At 68.6% G+C, this 20,620-nt stretch carries 28 protein-coding genes; 27 read left to right on the top strand and 1 reads right to left on the bottom strand.

The window, feature by feature from the left end; translation table 11 throughout:
- The first annotated feature begins 13 nt into the window (after nucleotides 1–13).
- The 12 genes from pilM to DEI84_RS00515 all read left to right on the top strand — a co-directional run bounded on the left by pilM (nucleotide 14) and on the right by DEI84_RS00515 (nucleotide 11,953).
- The gene (gene pilM, locus DEI84_RS00570) at nucleotides 14–1,066 is read left to right on the top strand and encodes a type IV pilus assembly protein PilM (protein WP_110889282.1); all 1,053 of its coding nucleotides are present in this window, start codon (nucleotides 14–16) and stop codon (nucleotides 1,064–1,066) included.
- Nucleotides 1,063–1,863 (top strand): hypothetical protein, encoded by an 801-nt coding sequence (locus tag DEI84_RS00565; RefSeq protein ID WP_110889281.1) that lies wholly within the window; start codon nucleotides 1,063–1,065, stop codon nucleotides 1,861–1,863. Before pilM ends, DEI84_RS00565 begins: the two co-directional genes overlap by 4 nt.
- A gap of 1 nt (nucleotide 1,864) precedes the next feature.
- Nucleotides 1,865–2,656, top strand: coding sequence for a hypothetical protein (locus DEI84_RS00560; RefSeq protein WP_110889280.1), 792 nt, complete (start codon nucleotides 1,865–1,867; stop codon nucleotides 2,654–2,656).
- A 172-nt stretch (nucleotides 2,657–2,828) separates the two neighbouring features.
- The gene (locus DEI84_RS00555; RefSeq protein ID WP_110889279.1) at nucleotides 2,829–3,569 is read left to right on the top strand and encodes a hypothetical protein; all 741 of its coding nucleotides are present in this window, start codon (nucleotides 2,829–2,831) and stop codon (nucleotides 3,567–3,569) included.
- Nucleotides 3,570–3,609: 40 nt separating this feature from the next.
- Nucleotides 3,610–4,065 (top strand): DUF6121 family protein, encoded by a 456-nt coding sequence (locus DEI84_RS00550; RefSeq protein ID WP_110889278.1) that lies wholly within the window; start codon nucleotides 3,610–3,612, stop codon nucleotides 4,063–4,065.
- Nucleotides 4,066–4,140: 75 nt separating this feature from the next.
- Nucleotides 4,141–5,301 carry a hypothetical protein gene (locus tag DEI84_RS00545; protein ID WP_110889277.1) on the top strand — a complete coding sequence of 387 codons (1,161 nt, stop codon included), beginning with the start codon at nucleotides 4,141–4,143 and terminating at the stop codon, nucleotides 5,299–5,301.
- Nucleotides 5,302–5,564: 263 nt separating this feature from the next.
- Nucleotides 5,565–5,933, top strand: coding sequence for a 30S ribosomal protein S12 (gene rpsL / locus DEI84_RS00540; protein WP_058728453.1), 369 nt, complete (start codon nucleotides 5,565–5,567; stop codon nucleotides 5,931–5,933).
- A 5-nt stretch (nucleotides 5,934–5,938) separates the two neighbouring features.
- A complete protein-coding gene (rpsG, locus tag DEI84_RS00535; protein ID WP_110824254.1) occupies nucleotides 5,939–6,409 on the top strand; it encodes a 30S ribosomal protein S7 in 471 nt (156 codons plus the stop codon).
- Between the two features lie 88 nt (nucleotides 6,410–6,497).
- Nucleotides 6,498–8,612: an elongation factor G gene (fusA, locus tag DEI84_RS00530; protein ID WP_110824253.1), complete on the top strand. Its 2,115-nt coding sequence runs from the start codon at nucleotides 6,498–6,500 to the stop codon at nucleotides 8,610–8,612.
- A gap of 149 nt (nucleotides 8,613–8,761) precedes the next feature.
- The gene (gene tuf / locus DEI84_RS00525; protein ID WP_110824252.1) at nucleotides 8,762–9,949 is read left to right on the top strand and encodes an elongation factor Tu; all 1,188 of its coding nucleotides are present in this window, start codon (nucleotides 8,762–8,764) and stop codon (nucleotides 9,947–9,949) included.
- Nucleotides 9,950–10,090: 141 nt separating this feature from the next.
- A complete protein-coding gene (locus tag DEI84_RS00520; RefSeq protein ID WP_110824251.1) occupies nucleotides 10,091–11,068 on the top strand; it encodes a DNA topoisomerase IB in 978 nt (325 codons plus the stop codon).
- Between the two features lie 87 nt (nucleotides 11,069–11,155).
- Nucleotides 11,156–11,953, top strand: coding sequence for a DarT ssDNA thymidine ADP-ribosyltransferase family protein (locus tag DEI84_RS00515; RefSeq protein ID WP_110889276.1), 798 nt, complete (start codon nucleotides 11,156–11,158; stop codon nucleotides 11,951–11,953).
- A gap of 78 nt (nucleotides 11,954–12,031) precedes the next feature.
- Here DEI84_RS00515 and DEI84_RS00510 read toward each other — a convergent pair whose 3' ends face one another.
- Nucleotides 12,032–12,829: a TrmH family RNA methyltransferase gene (locus DEI84_RS00510; RefSeq protein WP_110889275.1), complete on the bottom strand. Its 798-nt coding sequence runs from the start codon at nucleotides 12,827–12,829 to the stop codon at nucleotides 12,032–12,034.
- 549 nt (nucleotides 12,830–13,378) lie between these two features.
- Here DEI84_RS00510 and rpsJ point away from each other — a divergent pair.
- From rpsJ to rpsH, 15 genes are all read left to right on the top strand, one after another.
- Nucleotides 13,379–13,687: a 30S ribosomal protein S10 gene (rpsJ, locus tag DEI84_RS00505; protein ID WP_110824248.1), complete on the top strand. Its 309-nt coding sequence runs from the start codon at nucleotides 13,379–13,381 to the stop codon at nucleotides 13,685–13,687.
- 14 nt (nucleotides 13,688–13,701) lie between these two features.
- Nucleotides 13,702–14,355 (top strand): 50S ribosomal protein L3, encoded by a 654-nt coding sequence (gene rplC / locus DEI84_RS00500; protein WP_110824247.1) that lies wholly within the window; start codon nucleotides 13,702–13,704, stop codon nucleotides 14,353–14,355.
- Between the two features lie 2 nt (nucleotides 14,356–14,357).
- A complete protein-coding gene (rplD, locus tag DEI84_RS00495; RefSeq protein WP_110824246.1) occupies nucleotides 14,358–15,017 on the top strand; it encodes a 50S ribosomal protein L4 in 660 nt (219 codons plus the stop codon).
- Nucleotides 15,014–15,313, top strand: coding sequence for a 50S ribosomal protein L23 (gene rplW, locus DEI84_RS00490; protein WP_110824245.1), 300 nt, complete (start codon nucleotides 15,014–15,016; stop codon nucleotides 15,311–15,313). The genes rplD and rplW overlap by 4 nt, the downstream gene beginning before the upstream one ends.
- 18 nt (nucleotides 15,314–15,331) lie before the next feature.
- Entirely contained in the window at nucleotides 15,332–16,171 is an 840-nt protein-coding gene (gene rplB, locus DEI84_RS00485; RefSeq protein WP_110824244.1) for a 50S ribosomal protein L2, read from the top strand.
- 11 nt (nucleotides 16,172–16,182) lie between these two features.
- Entirely contained in the window at nucleotides 16,183–16,464 is a 282-nt protein-coding gene (gene rpsS, locus DEI84_RS00480; RefSeq protein WP_017885529.1) for a 30S ribosomal protein S19, read from the top strand.
- A gap of 26 nt (nucleotides 16,465–16,490) precedes the next feature.
- The gene (gene rplV, locus DEI84_RS00475) at nucleotides 16,491–16,883 is read left to right on the top strand and encodes a 50S ribosomal protein L22 (RefSeq protein ID WP_110824243.1); all 393 of its coding nucleotides are present in this window, start codon (nucleotides 16,491–16,493) and stop codon (nucleotides 16,881–16,883) included.
- Nucleotides 16,883–17,689 carry a 30S ribosomal protein S3 gene (gene rpsC / locus DEI84_RS00470; protein WP_110824242.1) on the top strand — a complete coding sequence of 269 codons (807 nt, stop codon included), beginning with the start codon at nucleotides 16,883–16,885 and terminating at the stop codon, nucleotides 17,687–17,689. Before rplV ends, rpsC begins: the two co-directional genes overlap by 1 nt.
- Nucleotides 17,690–17,691: 2 nt before the next feature.
- Nucleotides 17,692–18,111: a 50S ribosomal protein L16 gene (rplP, locus tag DEI84_RS00465; RefSeq protein WP_110824241.1), complete on the top strand. Its 420-nt coding sequence runs from the start codon at nucleotides 17,692–17,694 to the stop codon at nucleotides 18,109–18,111.
- Entirely contained in the window at nucleotides 18,111–18,431 is a 321-nt protein-coding gene (rpmC, locus tag DEI84_RS00460) for a 50S ribosomal protein L29 (RefSeq protein ID WP_110824240.1), read from the top strand. Before rplP ends, rpmC begins: the two co-directional genes overlap by 1 nt.
- Nucleotides 18,431–18,715, top strand: a complete 285-nt coding sequence (gene rpsQ, locus DEI84_RS00455) for a 30S ribosomal protein S17 (protein ID WP_110824239.1) — start codon at nucleotides 18,431–18,433, stop codon at nucleotides 18,713–18,715. The genes rpmC and rpsQ overlap by 1 nt, the downstream gene beginning before the upstream one ends.
- 31 nt (nucleotides 18,716–18,746) lie before the next feature.
- Nucleotides 18,747–19,115, top strand: coding sequence for a 50S ribosomal protein L14 (gene rplN, locus DEI84_RS00450; protein WP_110824238.1), 369 nt, complete (start codon nucleotides 18,747–18,749; stop codon nucleotides 19,113–19,115).
- 3 nt (nucleotides 19,116–19,118) lie between these two features.
- Complete coding sequence (gene rplX / locus DEI84_RS00445) at nucleotides 19,119–19,472, top strand: 50S ribosomal protein L24 (RefSeq protein ID WP_110824237.1); 354 nt, start codon at nucleotides 19,119–19,121, stop codon at nucleotides 19,470–19,472.
- Complete coding sequence (gene rplE, locus DEI84_RS00440) at nucleotides 19,472–20,062, top strand: 50S ribosomal protein L5 (RefSeq protein WP_110824236.1); 591 nt, start codon at nucleotides 19,472–19,474, stop codon at nucleotides 20,060–20,062. The genes rplX and rplE overlap by 1 nt, the downstream gene beginning before the upstream one ends.
- Before the next feature lie 155 nt (nucleotides 20,063–20,217).
- Nucleotides 20,218–20,616 carry a 30S ribosomal protein S8 gene (rpsH, locus tag DEI84_RS00435; RefSeq protein WP_110824235.1) on the top strand — a complete coding sequence of 133 codons (399 nt, stop codon included), beginning with the start codon at nucleotides 20,218–20,220 and terminating at the stop codon, nucleotides 20,614–20,616.
- Nucleotides 20,617–20,620 lie beyond the last annotated feature (4 nt).

The following is a 20,620-nucleotide window of genomic DNA, read 5'->3' as shown; positions in this document are numbered from 1 at the left end:
AAGGACGCGAAGCATGGGCAAGAGCATCGTCGGGCTGGACCTCGCCGCGAACACGATCCGCGCCGTCGAGGTCGCTGACGCCGACAAGGCGCGCCCCACGGTCGTGCGGTTCGCGGAGGTCCCCACGCCTCCGGACTCGATCCGCAAGGGTGAGGTGATCGAGCCGAACACCGTCGCTGGTGCGCTCCGACAGCTGTGGCACGTGGGGAAGTTCCGCACCAAGAACGTCGTGCTCGGCGTGGGGAACCAGCGTGTCCTCTCCCGTGATCTGACCATCCCCAAGTCGTCCCGCGAGCAGATCCGCGAGTCGCTCCCGTTCCAGGTCCAGGACATGCTGCCCGTGCCGGTCGGCGACGCGATCCTCGACTTCTACCCGGTCTCCGAAGCGGCCGGCGAGAACGGACCCGTGCTGCACGGGCTCCTCGTCGCCGCGATCAAGGACGCCGTGCTCGCGAACGTGAAGGCGGTTCAGCTCGCCGGTCTCAACCCGGCTGCCGTCGACCTCATCCCGTTCGCGTTGAGCCGGGTCGCGGTCACGCGTCAGCAGCTCACCGGGACGGTCGCCATGGTGGAACTCGGGGCTGAGACGACGAGCGTCGTCGTGATCACCGACGGCGTGCCGCAGTTCGTCCGCATCATCCCGACAGGTGGCAACGACGTGACCAAGCTGCTCTCTGCGCGGTTCGAGATCGGGTGGGACGAAGCAGAGGCCATCAAGCGGCACTTCGGCTTGGGTGGTACTGCCCGGACATCGGACGACGCCCGTGCCGTGGCGGTCATCACCGAGTCGTCGAGCGAGCTGTTCGCTAGCCTCCGCAACACCGTCAGCTACTTCGTGAACACCCGACCGGGTCAGGCCGTCACGAAGATCCTGCTCGCCGGAGGCGGAGCGAAGATGCCCGGGTTCGCTTCCGCGCTCAGTGACCACACCCGGATCCCCGTCGCGATGACCGACCCGTTCGCGGGTGTTGCTCGTGGCCGTTCCATCACGCCGGACGCGCTCGCCGCACGCGGCACCGCCGTCGCCGTCGCGTTCGGCCTCGCAGTCGGGAGCAAGGCAGCATGACCGGAACCGCGCAGTCCACCACCGCCGAGCCAGCCCGGGCCGGCATCTTCGGCATCGGGCGCCGATCCGGCTCCAGCGCCACATCGGATGTGAAGCCGCAGCAGAAGTCGCGGCCGGCCAAGAAGGTGCCGGGCGTGACGCCGGGGCGTGAACCCCGTGTCGACCTGCTGCCCGTCGAAGTGCACCTGGACCGCCGTGGGCGGGCGATCGCGCGCCGGATGTGGTTCGGAGCTGGCCTGGTCGCGGCGCTGGTCGTGCTCGGGACTGCGGCCGCAACCATCCAGAGCATGGGTGCCCGCTCCGACCTGGCCGCCGCGCAAGCGGAGACGGCATCGATCCAGCAGCAGCAGCAGCAGTACGGCGAGGTGCGGCGGGTCGAGCAGGACACGGCACTCGCCCGCGCGGGGCAGCAGGTCGGCGGTTCCACGGAGATCGATTGGCAGTCCACCCTGAGCACGGTGCAGCAGCTCCTCCCGCAGGGTGTCGTCATCACCGCGCTCAACATCGAGTCCTCGAGCCCGATGCAGAGCTTCGACCAGTCGACCGCGCCCCTCCAGGGGGCGCGTGTCGCGACGCTGAACGTGACCGTCAGCAGCCCGTCGATCCCGTCCGTCCCCGACTGGACAGAACGACTGACGAACCTCACGGGCTACGTCGACTCGAACATCGACACGATCACCCGTGGCAGCGCGACCGGAGACGGCGCAGCAGCTGCAACCGGCACCTACCAGGCGTCCATCACACTGCACGTCGACAGCGAGGCGTACGACGGCAAGTACGCAGAGAAGAGCAAGTGACGTGAACCGGAACCGCCTCTCCCTCATCCTCGCGGCGCTCGCCGCCGCCGCGATCGCCGTCGGGGGTTTCTTCCTCGGCGTCCAGCCCCAGCTCGCATCCGCGGCAACGGACAACGCGCAACAGACACAGACCGAACGGACGAATGACAGCAGCCGGGCTGAACTGGACCGTCTCCGGAAGCAGTTCACGTCGCTCGCCGCGATGAAGGCCGAACTCGCGCAGCTCAGGGGCTCAGTGCCTGCCACCGCGAGCACGGATGAGTTCATCCGGTCGCTCGACGCCGTCGCCGTCACGAGCGGGGCGACCGTCGCATCGGTCTCGGTCGGTGAAGCGCAGGCCTACAACGCGCCCGCTGCCGACGCTTCCGCTGCCACCGAGCCGACGGCGGAGAGCAGTGCGTCCCCGTCGGCCGCGGCAGAACCTCCTGCCACTGCGAGTCCTGCGACACCGTCCGCACCGGCCGCGACGACGAACTCGCTGGTGACCTCGTCGAACTTCGCGGTGATCCCCGTCTCGATCAGCATCGAGGGGACGTACGACCAGGCTCTCGCCTTCACCGGAGGGGTGCAGGACGGCGAACGACTGTTCCTGATCACCACGGTGACGTCCTCGTCCTCGACGTCGCCGGAAGACGGCACCGCCGACGGTGCAGGACGGCAGTCCTGGACGCTCGGCGGCTTCGTCTACGTCCTCAGCGACACGGTCGCCGGGGCTGGGGACGCAGGGGCCACCAGTCCGTCGACCGCCCCGGCCACTCCCGTGGCCACACCGACGGCGACTGCGGAGGGCTGACCGCCACCTCCACCGAACGCCCCCCGGAAGGGGTCCCGCCGCCACGCCGGACCCGCTTCCGCCGGGGCGTTCCGTGCCTCTACCATGCTGCTCGGGCCCGCGCTCGCGGCTGCCCATCTCCCTCTCGGACGTCCCTCGGAACGGGCGTCCCTCGTCGTGCCCGGAGTCGCTCGTGTTGGTCGGTGTCGTGGAGTTCCTCGGCTGGTTCGGGGCCGGAACGGTCCTCGTCGGGTACGTCCTCTTCTCGCTCGGGAAGATCGCGAACGGCCCGGTGTACCAGCTGTTCAACCTGGTCGGTGGCGTCGCGATCGCGGTGAACGTGGCCGCGCACCACGCCGTCCCCTCGACGATCGTGAACAGCATCTGGGCGGCCGTGGCGGCAGTGGTCCTCGCGCGCATGGTCGTCCGCCGCCGACGGGGCACGTCGGCCGGCGTGCAGCCGGCTCCGGAGCTGCACGCGGAACCCCCCACCACGACGGCAGTCCTGCCGGTGGTCGGCCCGGCCCTCCGCGACCACCAGCCGGAGGCGGACCACCGCTCCGATGCGGACCACCGCTCCGATGCGGACCACCGCTCCGAGGCGGACCAGCAGCCGGAGCCCGACCAGCCGGAGACCGGCCACCGGCCCGACGGGACCCTCGTCGAGGACGCGCCCACGGGCCTCCCGGCCGGCCGCACGACGGGTACGGACGCCACGGGCACGGACGCCACGGACACGGACGCCACGGACACGGACGCCACGGGCACCGCCGCCACGGGCACCGACGCGCCCGCTCCGATGACGGAGACGGTGCCGGTCATCACGGCGACCATCGCCCTCGCGCTCGTCCAGGCGGCACACCAGCAGCACGCGGCCCAGCAGGAGGCCGCGCAGCAGCAGAGCACGCAGCCGGAACCCGCCGACGCCCCGTAGCTGCCGGACCCGGACCGACGCGGAGCGCTACGATCGGCGCATGTCCCGGTGGTTGGTGGCGACGATGGCGTCGGTCCTCTTCATCGCGCTCGTCATCGCCGTGACGGGCTTCGAGGCCCTGCTCGCCGACGTCGAGGCGATCCGGCAGCCGGACGCCACCCCCTACCTCGGTCCGGCGATGGTCGTCGGCGCCGGTGTCGCCGTGTTCCTCGCGACCGCGATGGGCGCCCGCGAGGGGAACCCCGTCGTCACCGGACTCGTCGCCGCGGCGACGACGTACCTCGTCATGCTCGGCGTGGGCGCGGTCGGCTACGCCCTCGTCCGGTCCGACGCCGCGGAACTGCTCGTCTTCCCGGCGGGCTACGCCCTCAGTCCGTTCGTGGTCGGTGGGGTCGTCGTGGCGCTCGTCACGGTCGTCGGCGGCATCTCCGCGGTCCGGTGGCAGGGCTCCCGTCCACAGGGGCAGCAGTCGTCGCCGATCCGTCCACAGGACTGACGGGAGGCCCGGCCCGCGTCCGCCGCGTTCGGTACGATTCCGGGACGAGCTGAACGACGGCGCCTTGGGGGACTCATGACGGACGCACCTGACGACTCGCGGGGCTGGGAGTCGGTGCCGGGGGCGGACACCCTGCGCGGCGACCGTGCGCTGCCCGCGGTGATGACCGCCGGCCCGACCGCGTCTGCCCCGGGGCACGCGTCCGGTCGACCTCGCCGCGGACTCCGGAAGGGTGCGGTGATCGGCATCGTCGCCGGGGCCGCAGCGCTCGTGCTCCTCGTGGTCGCGGGCGGTATCGGGTGGTCGGTCGGCTCGGACAGCCACTCCGCGGACCGCCCCGTGCAGGCGTTCCTGCGCGACGTCGAGGGCGGTCGCCTCACGGACGCGCTCGACGCCGCCGGCATCGACCGCGACGACGACGACGTCCTCCTCACCGACGCCGCTTACGCGCAGGCGAACGACAAGATCACCGCCCACCGGATCACCTCGGTCGACCAGGGCGACGACCGCGCGACCGTGCACGCGCTGCTGACCCAGGCCGGCCGGAGCGTGCCGGCCACGTTCGAACTCGAGCGCACCGGGACGGACTGGGGTGTGTTCCCCGTCTGGGAACTGCAGCCGCCGTCCCTCGGCTCGGTCGAGGTCGTCGTGCAGGGACCGACCGACAGCACTGTCCGGGTCGCCGGAGCGGAGGCGACGACCGGTGACCTCGGCGCGGTCGCACTGCGGGCGTTCCCCGGCTCGTACGAGGTGTCGTCCCAGGGCGGCAAGTGGTTCGCCGCCGATGCCTCGACGGCCGCCGTGCGGGGGTTCGGGACGCCCGGGACCCCGGTCGTGCTCGCCACGACCCTGACCGACGCCGGCCAGCAGGCCGCGACGAAGGCCGTCGACTCCTGGGTGGACGGCTGCGTCGCGGCCCAGACGGCCACGCCGGACGGCTGCAGCTTCTACGCCTACGGGGAGAACCCGGCGAACACCTACACGAACCAGAAGTGGACACTCGACGCCAGGCCGTCGGTCGGCGTCGGCGACTGGTCCTCGAGGGGATGGCTCGTCGAGACCCGCGCTCCGGGGTCGGCGACGTTCACCGCGGAGTTCACCGGTCCGAACGGTCGTGGGACCGCGACGGCCGGGCCGATCGACGTCAACGCGTCCGGCTGGATCACCGGCTTCGGGGACGACGGCGCCACCTTCGTCCCGGCGGTCGCGAACGGCCAGACCGACTCCGGCTCCTGACCGCCCTCGTCCCGCGTCCCCGGGCGGTTCTCGCCCGGGGCGAACGGGCCGCCGTCGGGCCCACCGTGGATTGATTTCAGCGGGCGTGGCGGCTAGGCTCTCCCGGGTGTGCGCCTTCGGGCGCGCCCAGATCCTGCAGGCCTCCGGCCTCCTGATCACTCCATCCCCCATCTCCCTCCGCCGTCAGGCGGTGGTCCGCGTGGGATGAGGAAGCCGACGGACCGCGTCGGCCAGAGAGCACGAGCGAAGAACCAGGAGAACAGTTGCCTACCATCCAGCAGCTCGTTCGCAAGGGTCGTACGCCGAAGGTCGTCAAGACCAAGGCGCCCGCCCTGAAGGCGAACCCCCAGCAGCGTGGCGTGTGCACCCGCGTCTACACCACCACCCCGAAGAAGCCGAACTCGGCACTGCGCAAGGTCGCTCGTGTCAAGCTCTCGAACGGCACCGAGGTCACGGCCTACATCCCCGGTGAGGGCCACAACCTCCAGGAGCACTCGATGGTGCTCGTCCGCGGCGGTCGTGTGAAGGACCTCCCGGGTGTGCGCTACAAGATCATCCGTGGTGCCCTGGACACCCAGGCCGTCAAGAACCGTAAGCAGGCCCGCAGCCGCTACGGTGCGAAGAAGGGTTGAGTTAGATGCCTCGTAAGGGTCCCGCCCCGAAGCGCCCCGTCGTCGCCGATCCGGTCTACGGCGCCCCCGTCGTCAGCCAGCTCGTCAACAAGATCCTCCTCGACGGCAAGAAGGGCCTCGCCGAGCGCATCGTCTACGACGCACTCGAAGGGGTCTCCTCCAAGAACGGCCAGGACGCCGTCACGACGCTCAAGAAGGCGCTCGACAACGTCCGTCCGACCCTCGAGGTCCGCAGCCGCCGCGTCGGTGGCTCGACCTACCAGGTCCCGGTCGAGGTCAAGCCGCACCGTGCGAACACGCTCGCGCTGCGCTGGCTGACCTCGTACGCCAAGGCCCGTCGCGAGAAGACGATGACCGAGCGTCTCATGAACGAGATCCTCGACGCGTCGAACGGTCTCGGTGCCGCGGTCAAGCGCCGTGAGGACACCCACAAGATGGCCGAGTCGAACAAGGCCTTCGCGCACTACCGCTGGTAGTCATCCGGCACCGTCCGGGTGCCTCGGTCAACAGCCGCGGCACCCGGACGGCCGCCACCCTCTCCTACAACTCTCTCGGAGGAACCCTGTGGCACAGGACGTGCTCACCGACCTGAACAAGGTCCGCAACATCGGCATCATGGCGCACATCGACGCCGGCAAGACCACGACCACCGAGCGCATCCTGTTCTACACGGGCATCACGCACAAGATCGGTGAAGTCCACGACGGCGCAGCCACCATGGACTGGATGGCGCAGGAGCAGGAGCGCGGCATCACGATCACGTCGGCCGCGACGACGTGCTTCTGGGACAACAACCAGATCAACATCATCGACACCCCGGGTCACGTGGACTTCACGGTCGAGGTGGAGCGTTCGCTCCGCGTCCTCGACGGTGCGGTCGCCGTCTTCGACGGCAAGGAGGGCGTCGAGCCCCAGTCCGAGACCGTGTGGCGTCAGGCGGACAAGTACAACGTCCCGCGCATCTGCTTCGTCAACAAGATGGACAAGCTCGGTGCGGACTTCTACTTCACCGTCGACACGATCATCAACCGCCTCGGTGCGGAGCCGCTCGTGCTCCAGCTCCCGATCGGTGCCGAGAACGACTTCGTCGGCGTCATCGACCTGATCGAGATGCACGCCAAGGTCTGGCCGGGCGATGCCAAGGGTGACGTCACCATGGGCGCCCAGTACGAGGTCCAGGAGATCCCCGCGGACCTCAAGGACCGTGCCGAGGAGTACCGCGCGAAGCTCGTCGAGCGTGTCGCGGAGACCGACGACGCACTGCTCGAGAAGTACTTCGGTGGCGAAGAGCTCTCCAAGGACGAGATCAAGGCCGCGATCCGCAAGCTGACGATCAACTCCGAGGTCTACCCGATCCTCTGCGGCTCGGCGTTCAAGAACCGTGGCGTGCAGCCGATGCTCGACGCGGTCATCGACTACCTGCCGTCGCCCCTCGACGTCCCGCCGATGATCGGCCACGACGTCAAGGACGAAGAGGTCGAGATCATCCGCAAGCCGGAGGCCTCCGAGCCCTTCTCCGCGCTCGCGTTCAAGGTCGCGGTGCACCCGTTCTTCGGTCGCCTCACCTACGTCCGCGTGTACTCCGGTCACATCGACTCCGGTGCCCAGGTCATCAACTCGACCAAGGGCAAGAAGGAGCGCATCGGCAAGATCTTCCAGATGCACTCCAACAAGGAGAACCCGGTCGACTCGGTCACCGCCGGTCACATCTACGCGGTCATCGGCCTCAAGGACACGACCACGGGTGACACCCTGTGCGACCCGTCGAACCAGGTCGTCCTCGAGTCGATGACGTTCCCGGAGCCGGTCATCGAGGTCGCGATCGAGCCGAACACCAAGGCCGACCAGGAGAAGCTCTCCACCGCGATCCAGAAGCTCGCCGAAGAGGACCCGACGTTCCGCGTCGAGCTCAACGCCGAGACCGGTCAGACGACGATCAAGGGCATGGGCGAGCTCCACCTCGACATCCTCGTCGACCGCATGAAGCGCGAGTTCAAGGTCGAGGCGAACGTCGGCAAGCCGCAGGTGGCCTACCGCGAGACCCTGACCAAGGTCGTCGAGCGCTACGACTACACCCACAAGAAGCAGACCGGTGGTTCCGGTCAGTTCGCGAAGGTGCAGATCGCGCTCGAGCCGATGCCCGTCACCGCCGAGAAGGTGTACGAGTTCGAGAACGCCGTCACCGGTGGTCGCGTCCCGCGCGAGTACATCCCGTCGGTCGACGCCGGTATCCAGGACGCGATGCAGGTGGGCGTGCTCGCCGGCTTCCCGACCGTGGGTGTCAAGGCGATCCTCAAGGACGGCGCGGCGCACGACGTCGACTCGTCCGAGATGGCGTTCAAGATCGCCGGTTCGATCGCGTACAAGGAAGCGGCCCGCAAGGCCGGTCCGGTGCTGCTCGAGCCGATCATGGCCGTCGAGGTCCGTACGCCCGAGGAGTACATGGGCGACGTCATCGGCGACCTGAACTCGCGTCGCGGTCAGATCTCCGAGATGACCGATGCGTCGGGCGTCAAGGTGGTCCGCGCGAGCGTCCCGCTGTCCGAGATGTTCGGGTACGTGGGCGACCTGCGCTCCAAGACCTCTGGTCGTGCTGTCTTCTCCATGGTGTTCGAGACCTACAACGAGGTCCCGCGCAACGTGGCGGACGAGATCATCCAGAAGAGCACCGGGGCCTGACGCTCCCGCGTCATCCCCAGGCGAGGGTGCCCGGCGACGGGCCCCTCGTCACCAAGTAAAGTAGAGACACACACACCGCGCGCCAACAGCGCAGGGCCGACCAAGGTCCTGCCGGGGGCGACGCATCCGAGTCCTGAGGAGGACCCACAGTGGCCAAGGCCAAGTTCGAGCGGACCAAGCCGCACGTCAACATCGGAACCATCGGTCACGTCGACCACGGCAAGACCACGCTCACGGCGGCGATCACCAAGGTTCTGCACGACCAGTACCCGGACCTCAACGAGGCCCGTGACTTCGCGCAGATCGACAACGCTCCCGAAGAGCGCCAGCGCGGCATCACGATCAACATCTCGCACGTCGAGTACCAGACCGACAAGCGCCACTACGCGCACGTCGACGCTCCTGGTCACGCCGACTACGTGAAGAACATGATCACCGGTGCGGCCCAGATGGACGGCGCGATCCTCGTGGTCGCCGCCACCGACGGTCCGATGCCCCAGACGCGTGAGCACGTCCTGCTCGCCCGTCAGGTCGGCGTCCCCTACATCGTCGTCGCCCTCAACAAGGCCGACATGGTGGACGACGAGGAGATCCTGGAGCTCGTCGAGCTCGAGGTCCGCGAGCTCCTCGGCTCGCAGGAGTTCGACGAGGACGCCCCCGTCGTGCAGGTCTCGGCGCTCAAGGCGCTCGAGGGCGACGAGAAGTGGGTCAAGTCCGTCCAGGACCTGATGTCCGCCGTCGACGAGAACGTCCCGGACCCGGTGCGCGCCACCGACCAGCCGTTCCTCATGCCGATCGAGGACGTCTTCACGATCACCGGTCGTGGAACCGTCGTCACCGGTCGTGTCGAGCGCGGTGAGCTCGACATCAACTCCGAGGTCGAGATCGTCGGCATCAAGGCGACCCAGAAGACCACGGTCACGGGCATCGAGATGTTCCGCAAGCTGCTGGACAAGGCAGTCGCCGGTGACAACACCGGTCTGCTCATCCGTGGCCTCAAGCGCGAGGACGTCGAGCGCGGCCAGGTCGTCGTGAAGCCGGGTTCGGTCACGCCGCACACCGAGTTCACCGCGAACGCGTACATCCTGAACAAGGAAGAGGGCGGTCGTCACAACCCGTTCTACGCGAACTACCGTCCGCAGTTCTACTTCCGCACCACGGACGTCACCGGCGTCATCACGCTGCCCGAGGGCACCGAGATGGTCATGCCCGGTGACACCGTCGCCATGACCGTCGAGCTGATCCAGCCGATCGCCATGGAGGAGGGCCTCCGCTTCGCCATCCGTGAGGGTGGTCGTACGGTCGGCGCCGGTACGGTCGAGAAGATCATCAAGTAACTCCGGTTGCTCCACGAGAGCGGGGTCGGGCCTTCGGGTCCGGCCCCGCTCTTCGTCGTCTCCGCACCGGGAGGCGGCAGAGGGTGCCCGCGGGGTACGTTCCTGCAGCGTTCGGCAGCGCCGAGGGTGTTGCATCGGGTCGTGACACGTCTGCGCCGCTCCTCGACCAAGGGTCGCGGGTACCACCGCGTCCGCAGCGGCAAGGGCTTCTCCTACCGCGACCCGTACGGCACCACGGTCTCCGACCCGGAGGTGCGTCAGCGGCTCGAGGACCTCGTCATCCCGCCCGCGTGGGACGACGTCTGGATCTCGCCGTACGAGAACGGCCACATCCTGGCCACCGGCATCGACGGTGCCGGTCGCCGGCAGTACATGTACCACCCGTCGTGGCGCGACCGGATGGACAAGATCAAGTACGACCGGGCCCTCGCGCTGGCCGAGTCGCTCCCGGCCGCCCGGCGGATGGTGACCCAGGACCTGCGCCGACCGGACCCGGACCGCCGTCGCGCACTGGCCGCAGCCTTCCGGATGCTCGACCAGGGCTCGCTCCGCGTCGGGTCGGAGCGGTACGCCACGGAGCACGGCAGCCACGGCCTGTCGACACTCCTCTGCTCGCACGCCCACATCTCCGGGGACGACATCGAGCTCGGCTTCCCCGGCAAGAGCCACCAGGCGTGGTCCTCGACGATCCACGACGCCGACCTCGCCCGTGTCCTGGTGGGGATGAAACGGCGGGGGGCGAACGCTCGGCTGCTCTCTTTCCGCGAGCGGCGGGGGGACGAGTGGCAACCGGTGACCGCGGAGGACATCAACGCCTACGTGAAGGAGCGTGCCGGGGATGAGTTCACGGCGAAGGACTTCCGCACGTTGCACGGCACGGTCGCGGCCGCGGTCGACCTGGCCCAGACCGGTGTCCTGTCGAGCCAGGCGAAGCGCAAGAAGGCGATCTCGCACGCGGTGAAGGCCGCGAGCGAGGTCCTCGGCAACACGCCGACCGTCGCCCGCCAGAGCTACATCGACCCCCGGTTGCTCGATGCGTACGAGCACGGCGAGACCATCGACCCGGCCCGGTTGCACGCCGCCGAGTCCGAGGTCCGGGCCCTGCTCTACCGGCAGTGACGTGATCGGTCGCCCGCGGTTCCCGGATGACGTAGCGTTGGTCGTCGTGCCCGCCCACCCCACGAGGCACGGAAGGACCCATCAGTCGTGACCGACGAGTGCATCCACGGTTTCCCCATCGAGCTCTGCGACATCTGCTCCCCACGGCAGCGTGACCCGGAGACCATCACCAAGACCCCGACGCCACGACGCACGCGTGTGACGACGTCGTTGCGGTCCGCCCCGACGAACGCCAACGGGAAGGCCGTCGAGCCGACGTTGCCCGCCACCCGCGACTTCGCGGCGCTGCGTGCGCACCACGTCACGCACGTCGACAACCTCGCCTCGATCGTCGCCGAGGGCGCGATCCTCGCCGCCGACCGCGCGACGCCCTCCGTCGACGTCAGCTCCGCCGCCACCCGGGAGGCCCGTGGCGCGGCGCTCGCACCCGACGGTTCCAGCGTGGCCGGGCACGTGCCCTTCACGCTCTCGCCGGACGCGCGCCGGTGGGACGAACTCCGCTCCGGCGCGGAGGAGGACCGCTGGTCGGACGCGGCCAGGCGCACGCGTGCGACGGAGTTCGTCGTCCTCGTCGTCCCGACCACCGCGTTCGGTGCGTCGGTGATCCTGGCGGACACGGACGCCGAGGACCCGGACGTCCGCTTCGCCGTCGGCCCGGAGGCGGCCACGAACCTCCTCCGTCGCACCGACATCACGGACCCGTCCATGCACGGGGTCGAGCTGCTCGCCGGCCCGCAGGTGCCGCTGTCGTCGGTCGCGCTCGTGGGCGTGCCGAACGACCGCGTCCGGCAGCAGGTGAAGGCCGTCTTCGCCGAGCAGGGCGGACCGTCGCCCCGTGTCGCGGTGTTCCCGCCGTGGTTCGTGCCGCCGCTCCCCGAGGACTGAGGCCGCACGCGACGCTCATGCCACGCAGGACGCCCCGGTTCCCCGAGTGGGAGCCGGGGCGTCCTGCGTGCCGTGTGGTCAGGGACGTCGACGGGACCGGGCGTAGAGCACGATGCCGGCGACGACGGAGACGTTGAGCGACTCCACCCGGCTGTCGATCGGCACCGACACCGTCTGCGTCGCGAGGTCCTGCAGGACGTCCGACGCCCCGGTCTTCTCGGCGCCGAGCAGCAGGGCGACGTCCTCGTCGAGGTCCCCGAGCGACTCGGGGGAGAGGGAGCCGTCCATGTCGACGTCGACCACGCGGAGCCCGGACTCGCCGAGCCACCGGGCGACGCGCTCGCGGGTCTCGAGCAGGACCGGCACCGAGAACACGTGGCCGCGGCTGGCGCGCACGACACGACGGTCGGCGATCGTGGGGAGGTCGCTGTCGACGAGCACGACGCCCCGTGCGCCGAGGCCGACGGCCGTGCGCACGATGGCACCGATGTTGCCGACGATCTTCACGCCGTCCAGGACGAGCACGTCCCCGGTGCCCTCGGCGAGGGCGGAGAAGCGGGCCGGTGCCGGGACGTTCGCGACGCCGAAGACCTTCGGACGCTTCTCGGAGCGGAACACCTTGGTCAGGACGGCCGGGTCGACGAGCCGTACCGGCACCCCGTGCTCGGTGCAGAGGGCGGCGAGGTCGGCGGGGAACTCCCGGCTCGAGTCGCCGTACACCTCGACGAAGCGGACGCCGGCGCGGAGGGCCTGCACGAGGGGCTCGAGGTCCTCGACGATCGCGGTGCGGACGGCGCCGCGCGCCGGCTTCGCGAGGTCGGCGAGACGCTGCACCGCGGGGTCGGACTGGTCGGTGAGCACTTCGGGTTCCGGCATGCGCGAAGGCTAGCAGCGGCGCGGGACGCCGCCCCGGGAGCGGCCGCCGACCGAGCGTCCGGCGCGCGTCGACCCGACCGCTGCGGGCGGGCCTCCAGGCCGTGCGTCGGGACGCTGAGGAGCCCGGGACGACGGACCCGGGAGGCCCGGAGGGCCGTGTCCGACACGCCGCTGCGATCGCGACACGCCCGGGTTGCACCGTCGCGGGGCCTATGGGAGACTTGTCCGGTTCCGAAATTCCGCGGGCGTTCGCGCCCGCAGGGTCACTGCTCTGGCAGTGCACAACCCCCTTGTGAAGCAGGGCTGGGTTGGGCCGCAGGCAGCAGAACACGATCGTCATCCTCGAGCACCACGGCGCAGCAGTGCCGGGTGTGGGTGACGACATGTCCGCGCGGCTGGCCCAGGCCCTCGCGCGGTTGACAGGAGAACAGCGGTCATCCCCTCCGGGCGGAGCCGGTGGTTCACGTAAACAGCCGGGCACGCGACAGCGGAGTCCCGGCGGCGTCAGGCGGCCTGCGGGTGCGCGGCGCAGAGAGGACAGGAAAACACATGGCGGGACAGAAGATCCGCATCCGGCTCAAGTCGTACGACCACGAGGTCATCGACACGTCGGCCCGGAAGATCGTCGACACGGTGACCCGTGCCGGTGCGACCGTGGTCGGCCCGGTGCCGCTCCCCACCGAGAAGAACGTGATCCCCGTGATCCGTTCTCCCCACAAGTACAAGGACTCGCGCGAGCACTTCGAGAAGCGCACGCACAAGCGGGTCATCGACATCGTCGACCCGACGCCGAAGGCCGTCGACTCGCTCATGCGACTCGACCTCCCGGCGGACGTCAACATCGAGATCAAGCTGTAAGGGGGCTGGAACTCATGGCGAACTCAACCAAGACCGTCAAGGGCCTCCTCGGCAAGAAGCTCGGGATGACCCAGGTGTGGGACGAGAACAACAAGTTCATCCCCGTCACCGTGATCGAGGTCGGCCCGAACGTGGTCACCCAGATCCGCAACGTCGAGCGCGACGGCTACGAGGCGATCCAGATCGCCGCGGGCCAGATCGACCCCCGCAAGGTGAACAAGCCGGCCGCTGGCCACTTCGAGGCCGCCGGGGTCACCCCGCGCCGCACGCTCACCGAGATCCGGACGAACGACTCCGCCGAGTACTCGCTCGGCCAGGAGCTCACGGTCGACCTGTTCGAAGCGGGCCAGAAGGTCGACGTCGTCGGCACCAGCAAGGGCAAGGGCTTCGCCGGTGTCATGAAGCGTCACAACTTCGCCGGTGTCTCCGCCTCGCACGGTTCGCACCGCAACCACCGCAAGCCCGGTTCGATCGGCGCCTCCTCGACCCCGTCGCGTGTCTTCAAGGGCATGCGCATGGCCGGTCGGATGGGTGGCGACCGCGTGACCGTCCTCAACCTCACGGTCCACGCCGTCGACGCCGAGAAGGGTCTGCTGCTCGTCAAGGGCGCCGTCCCCGGTGCTCGTGGCCGTTCCGTCTTCGTCCGCACCGCCGTGAAGGGTAAGTGATCATGGCCACCACGACCGCAACCACGATCGACGTCCTCGACGTCACGGGTGAGAAGTCCGGCACCGTCGAGCTCCCCGCAGCGATCTTCGACGTCGAGACCAACGTCCCGCTGATCCACCAGGTGGTCACCGCGCAGCTCGCCGCCGCGCGCCAGGGCACCCACAAGACCAAGAACCGTGGCGAAGTCCGCGGTGCCGGTCGCAAGCCGTTCAAGCAGAAGGGCACCGGCCGCTCCCGTCAGGGTTCGGTCCGCGCTCCGGAGCACACCGGTGGTGGCGTCGTCCACGGACCGACCCCCCGCGACTACTCGCAGCGCACCCCGAAGAAGATGATCGCCGCAGCCCTGCTCGGCTCGCTCTCGGACCGCGCCCGCGGTGGCCGCATCTCCGCTGTGGAGGGCTTCATCGCGGCCGAGACGCCGTCGACGAAGGTCGCCCGCACGCTGCTCGAGAAGGTCGCGCCCGTCAAGAACGTGCTCGTCGTGCTCGAGTCGGGCGACGAGCTCACGCTCAAGTCGATCCGCAACCTGCCGAACGTCCACGCGCTCTCGTACGGCCAGCTCAACGCCTACGACGTGCTCAAGGCCGACGCGCTCGTCTTCAGCAAGAGCGCACTCGACGCCTTCATCGCGTCGAAGACCGCGAAGGAGATCACCGCATGAGCGGCTTCAACAAGGACCCGCGCGACATCATCATCTCGCCGGTCGTGTCGGAGAAGAGCTACGGCCTCATCGACCAGGGCAAGTACACGTTCCTCGTGGACCCCCGTGCGAACAAGACCGAGATCAAGCTCGCGATCGAGAAGATCTTCGATGTCAAGGTCGCCGGCATCAACACGCTGAACCGTCCGGGCAAGACCCGCCGGACCAAGTTCGGGATCGGCAAGCGCAAGGACACCAAGCGCGCCATCGTGACGCTCAAGTCCGGTTCGATCGACATCTTCACGGCTGTCGGCTGAGGACCAGAGGGATAAATCATGGCTATTCGTAACTACAAGCCCACGACTCCCGGTCGTCGCGGCTCCTCGGTCGCCGACTTCGCCGAGATCACCCGTTCGACCCCGGAGAAGTCCCTGCTCCGTCCGCTGCCGAAGACCGGTGGCCGGAACAGCTCGGGTCGCATCACGACGCGTCACATCGGTGGTGGCCACAAGCGCCAGTACCGCGTGATCGACTTCCGTCGTGCCGACAAGGACGGCGTCGACGCGAAGGTCGCGCACATCGAGTACGACCCGAACCGCACGGCGCGCATCGCGCTCCTGCACTTCGTGGACGGCACCAAGCGCTACATCATCGCTCCGAACAAGCTCAAGCAGGGCGACGTCGTCGAGACGGGCCCCGGCGCTGACATCAAGCCGGGCAACAACCTGCCGCTGCGCAACATCCCCGTCGGTACCGTGATCCACGCGATCGAGCTCCGCCCCGGTGGCGGCGCGAAGATGGCCCGGTCCGCCGGTGCCTCGGTGCGTCTCGTCGCCAAGGACGGCCCCTACGCGCAGCTCCGTCTGCCGTCGGGCGAGGTCCGCAACGTCGACGCGCGCTGCCGCGCCACCATCGGCGAGGTCGGCAACGCCGAGCAGTCGAACATCAACTGGGGCAAGGCCGGCCGCATGCGCTGGAAGGGCGTCCGCCCGACCGTGCGTGGTGTCGCGATGAACCCGGTCGACCACCCGCACGGTGGTGGTGAGGGCAAGACGTCCGGTGGTCGTCACCCGGTCAGCCCCTGGGGCCAGGCCGAGGGTCGCACGCGCAAGCCCAACAAGCCGAGCGACAAGCTCATCGTCCGTCGCCGTAACGCCGGCAAGAAGCGCAAGTAGGAGTTCCGAAGATGCCACGCAGTCTGAAGAAGGGCCCCTTCGTCGACGAGCACCTGCTCCGCAAGGTCGTCACGCAGAACGAGGCCAACACCAAGAACGTGATCCGTACCTGGTCGCGTCGGTCGATGATCGTCCCGAACATGCTCGGTCACACCATCGCGGTGCACGACGGCCGCAAGCACATCCCGGTGTTCGTCACCGAGTCGATGGTCGGTCACAAGCTCGGCGAGTTCGCGCCGACCCGCACCTTCCGCGGCCACGTGAAGGACGACAAGAAGGGCCGTCGCCGCTGAGGCGGCGACGAAAGAGGAGGAACGAAATGGTGGAGTCGATCGCACGCGTGCGACACATCCGCGTCACGCCTCAGAAGGCCCGTCGCGTCATCCAGCTGATCCGCGGCAAGCAGGCCCACGAGGCGCTCGCCATCCTGAAGTTCGCCCCCCAGGGCGCTTCGGAGCCCGTGTACAAGCTGGTCGCCTCGGCGATCGCCAACGCACGTGTCAAGGCGGACTCGACGAACAGCTTCCTCGACGAGCGCGACCTCTACGTGAGCAGCGTCTACGTCGACGAGGGCACGACCCTGAAGCGGTTCCAGCCGCGCGCCCAGGGCCGCGCCTTCCGCATCAACAAGCGCACCAGCCACATCACGGTCGTCCTCGCGACGCCGGATGAGGCCGAGGCCGCCGCGACGAGCAAGAAGGCGAGCAAGTAATGGGCCAGAAGGTCAACCCGTACGGCTTCCGTCTCGGGATCACGACGGACCACATCTCCCACTGGTTCGCCGACAGCACGAAGAAGGGTCAGCGTTACGCCGACTTCGTGGCCGAGGACGTCAAGATCCGTCAGTTCCTGACGAAGACCCTCGACCGCGCGGGCGTCGCCCGCATCGAGCTGGAGCGCACCCGTGACCGCGTCCGCGTGGACATCCACACGGCGCGCCCGGGCATCGTCATCGGTCGCCGCGGCGCCGAGGCGGAGCGCATCCGGAGCGAGCTCGAGAAGCTCACCAAGAAGCAGATCCAGCTCAACATCCTCGAGGTCAAGAACCCCGAGACCGAGGCCCAGCTCGTCGCGCAGGGCATCGCCGAGCAGCTCTCCGCTCGTGTCGCGTTCCGTCGCGCCATGCGCAAGGGCCTGCAGGGTGCACAGCGCGCCGGCGCCAAGGGTGTCCGCATCCAGGTGTCGGGCCGCCTCGGCGGCGCGGAGATGTCGCGTTCGGAGTTCTACCGCGAAGGCCGTGTGCCCCTGCACACCCTCCGCGCGAACATCGACTACGGCTTCTACGAGGCCCGGACCACGTTCGGCCGCATCGGCGTGAAGGTCTGGATCTACAAGGGCGACATCACGAACAAGGAGCTCGCTCGCGAGCAGGCGAACCAGCGTTCGTCCCGCCCCGAGCGTCGTGGCGGCGACCGTCGTGGCGGCGGCCCCCGTGGCGACCGCAACGAGCGCGGTGGCGACCGTCGCGAGCAGCAGGCCCCGCAGGACGCGCCGGCCGGCGCAGGAGTTGAGGCGTAACCATGCTTATCCCCCGTCGAGTCAAGCACCGCAAGCAGCACCACCCGAAGCGTTCGGGCCAGGCGACCGGTGGCACCAAGGTCTCCTTCGGTGACTACGGTATCCAGGCGCTCACCCCGGCCTACGTGACCAACCGTCAGATCGAGTCCGCTCGTATCGCGATGACGCGTCACATCAAGCGTGGCGGCAAGGTGTGGATCAACATCTACCCGGACCGTCCGCTCACCAAGAAGCCGGCTGAGACCCGAATGGGTTCCGGTAAGGGTTCCCCCGAGTGGTGGATCGCGAACGTCAAGCCGGGTCGTGTGCTCTTCGAGCTCTCCGGCGTGAGCGACGAGATCGCCCGCGAGGCACTGACCCGTGCAATCCACAAGCTGCCCCTCAAGGCACGCATCATCAAGCGCGAGGAGGGCGACGCATAATGGCGATCGGTTCCAAGGAGCTCCGTCCCACTGAGCTCGACACCTTCGAGAACGAGCGTCTCGCTGACGAGCTGAAGAAGGCCAAGGAGGAGCTGTTCAACCTCCGCTTCCAGTCGGCCACCGGCCAGCTGGAGAGCCACGGCCGTCTCCGTGCCGTCAAGCGCGACATCGCGCGCATCTACACCGTGCTCCGCGAGCGCGAGCTCGGCATCCGTGCCACGCCCGCCCCCGTCGAGACCGCCCCGAAGGCCAAGAAGTCGTCGAAGAAGGCCGAGAAGCCGGCTGAGTCGACCGAGGCCGAGACCGCCGAGGAGAACTGATGGCGACCGAAGAGAAGGACTCCGCAGCCCTCACCCGCGGCTACCGGAAGACCCGTCGCGGCTACGTGACGAGCGACAAGATGGACAAGACGATCGTCGTCGAGGTCGAGGACCGCGTGAAGCACCCCCTCTACGGCAAGGTCATCCGTCGCACGTCGAAGGTCAAGGCCCACGACGAGCTCGGGACCGCCGGCATCGGCGACCTGGTCGTCATCAGCGAGACCCGTCCCCTCAGCGCCACCAAGCGCTGGCGCCTGGTCGAGATCCTCGAGAAGGCCAAGTAGGCCTCGGCCCGCTTCGGAATAGGAGACAGCAGTGATTCAGCAGGAATCCCGCCTGAAGGTCGCCGACAACACGGGTGCCAAGGAGATCTTGACCATCCGCGTGCTCGGTGGCTCGGGTCGTCGCTACGCCGGCCTCGGTGACGTCATCGTCGCTACGGTGAAGGACGCCATCCCCGGCGGCAACGTGAAGAAGGGTGACGTCGTCAAGGCGGTCATCGTTCGCACCAAGAAGGAGACCCGTCGTCCCGACGGCTCCTACATCAAGTTCGACGAGAACGCGGCAGTGATCCTCAAGGCTGACGGCGACCCGCGCGGTACCCGCATCTTCGGGCCGATCGGTCGCGAACTCCGTGACAAGAAGTTCATGAAGATCATCTCGCTCGCGCCGGAGGTGCTGTAAGCCATGGCGAACATCAAGAAGGGTGACCTGGTCCAGGTCATCACGGGCGCCACGCAGGAGCGTGGCGGCGACCGCGGCAAGCAGGGCAAGGTCATCGAGGTCCGCGGCGACCGTCTGGTCGTCGAGGGCATCAACTTCGTGACCAAGCACGTCCGCGTCGGTCAGACCCAGCGCGGTTCGAAGACCGGTGGCATCGAGCAGCACGAAGCCCCGATCCACGTGTCGAACGTCGCGATCGTCGACCCGAAGACCAAGAAGCCGACCCGCGTCGGTTTCCGCAACGAACAGGTGGAGAAGGACGGCGTCACCAAGACCGTCCGCGTCCGCTACGCCAAGAAGTCTGGTGAGAAGCTCTGATGACCGACACGACTGCCGCGACTGCTGAGAAAGTTCAGCCGCGCCTCAAGCAGAAGTACCGCAACGAGATCAAGGCGGCGCTGACCGAGCAGTTCGGTTACGCGAACGTCAACCAGGTCCCCGGCCTGGTCAAGGTCGTCGTCAACACCGGTGTCGGCGAGGCCGCGCGCGACTCGAAGATCATCGAGGGGGCCATCAAGGACCTCACGGCGATCACGGGTCAGAAGCCGCAGGTCACGCTGGCCCGCAAGTCCATCGCGCAGTTCAAGCTGCGTGAGGGCCAGGCCATCGGCGCGCACGTCACCCTCCGCGGTGACCGCGCGTGGGAGTTCCTGGACCGCCTGCTGTCGCTGGCGCTCCCGCGCATCCGCGACTTCCGCGGCCTGAGCGACCGCCAGTTCGACGGCAACGGCAACTACACCTTCGGTCTCTCGGAGCAGAGCGTGTTCCACGAGATCGACCAGGACCGCATCGACCGCGTGCGTGGGTTCGACATCACCGTCGTGACCACCGCGAAGACGGACGACGAAGGCCGCGCGCTGCTCCGCCAGCTCGGCTTCCCGTTCCGTTCTGCCGAGCAGACGGTCTAAGCTACTCCGGGCGGTGCGGGCCGGAGGAGTTTCTCCTCCGGCCCGCTCGCACGAAGTCACACCGATCCCGGGGAACCGCCCTGGGATCACATCGATCGTCGAGGTCGGCACTCGTGGAACGGGTGTCGAAACCGGACGAAGGACGGAAACGCATCATGACGATGACCGATCCGGTCGCAGACATGCTGACCAGATTGCGGAACGCGAACTCGGCGCACCACGACGCCGTCTCGCTTCCGAGCTCCAAGCTCAAGCAGACCATCGCTGACATCCTCAAGCGCGAGGGTTACATCAGCGAGTGGAAGGTCGAGGACGCCCGCGTCGGGCAGACCCTGACCATCGACCTCAAGTACGGCCCCGATCGCGAGCGTTCGATCGCCGGCATCAAGCGCGTCTCGAAGCCGGGCCTCCGCGTCTACGCGAAGTCGACCGAGATCCCCCGGGTCCTCGGTGGCCTCGGCGTGGCGATCCTGTCGACCTCCTCGGGGCTCCTGACCGACCGCGAAGCCGAGCAGAAGGGCGTGGGTGGGGAAGTCCTCGCCTACGTTTGGTGATCGA

The organism is Curtobacterium sp. MCBD17_023 (assembly GCF_003224415.1).
GTDB lineage: Bacteria > Actinomycetota > Actinomycetes > Actinomycetales > Microbacteriaceae > Curtobacterium.
The sequence above is the reverse complement of the archived record's forward strand: the minus strand, read 5'-3'. Positions and strand labels throughout refer to the sequence as shown.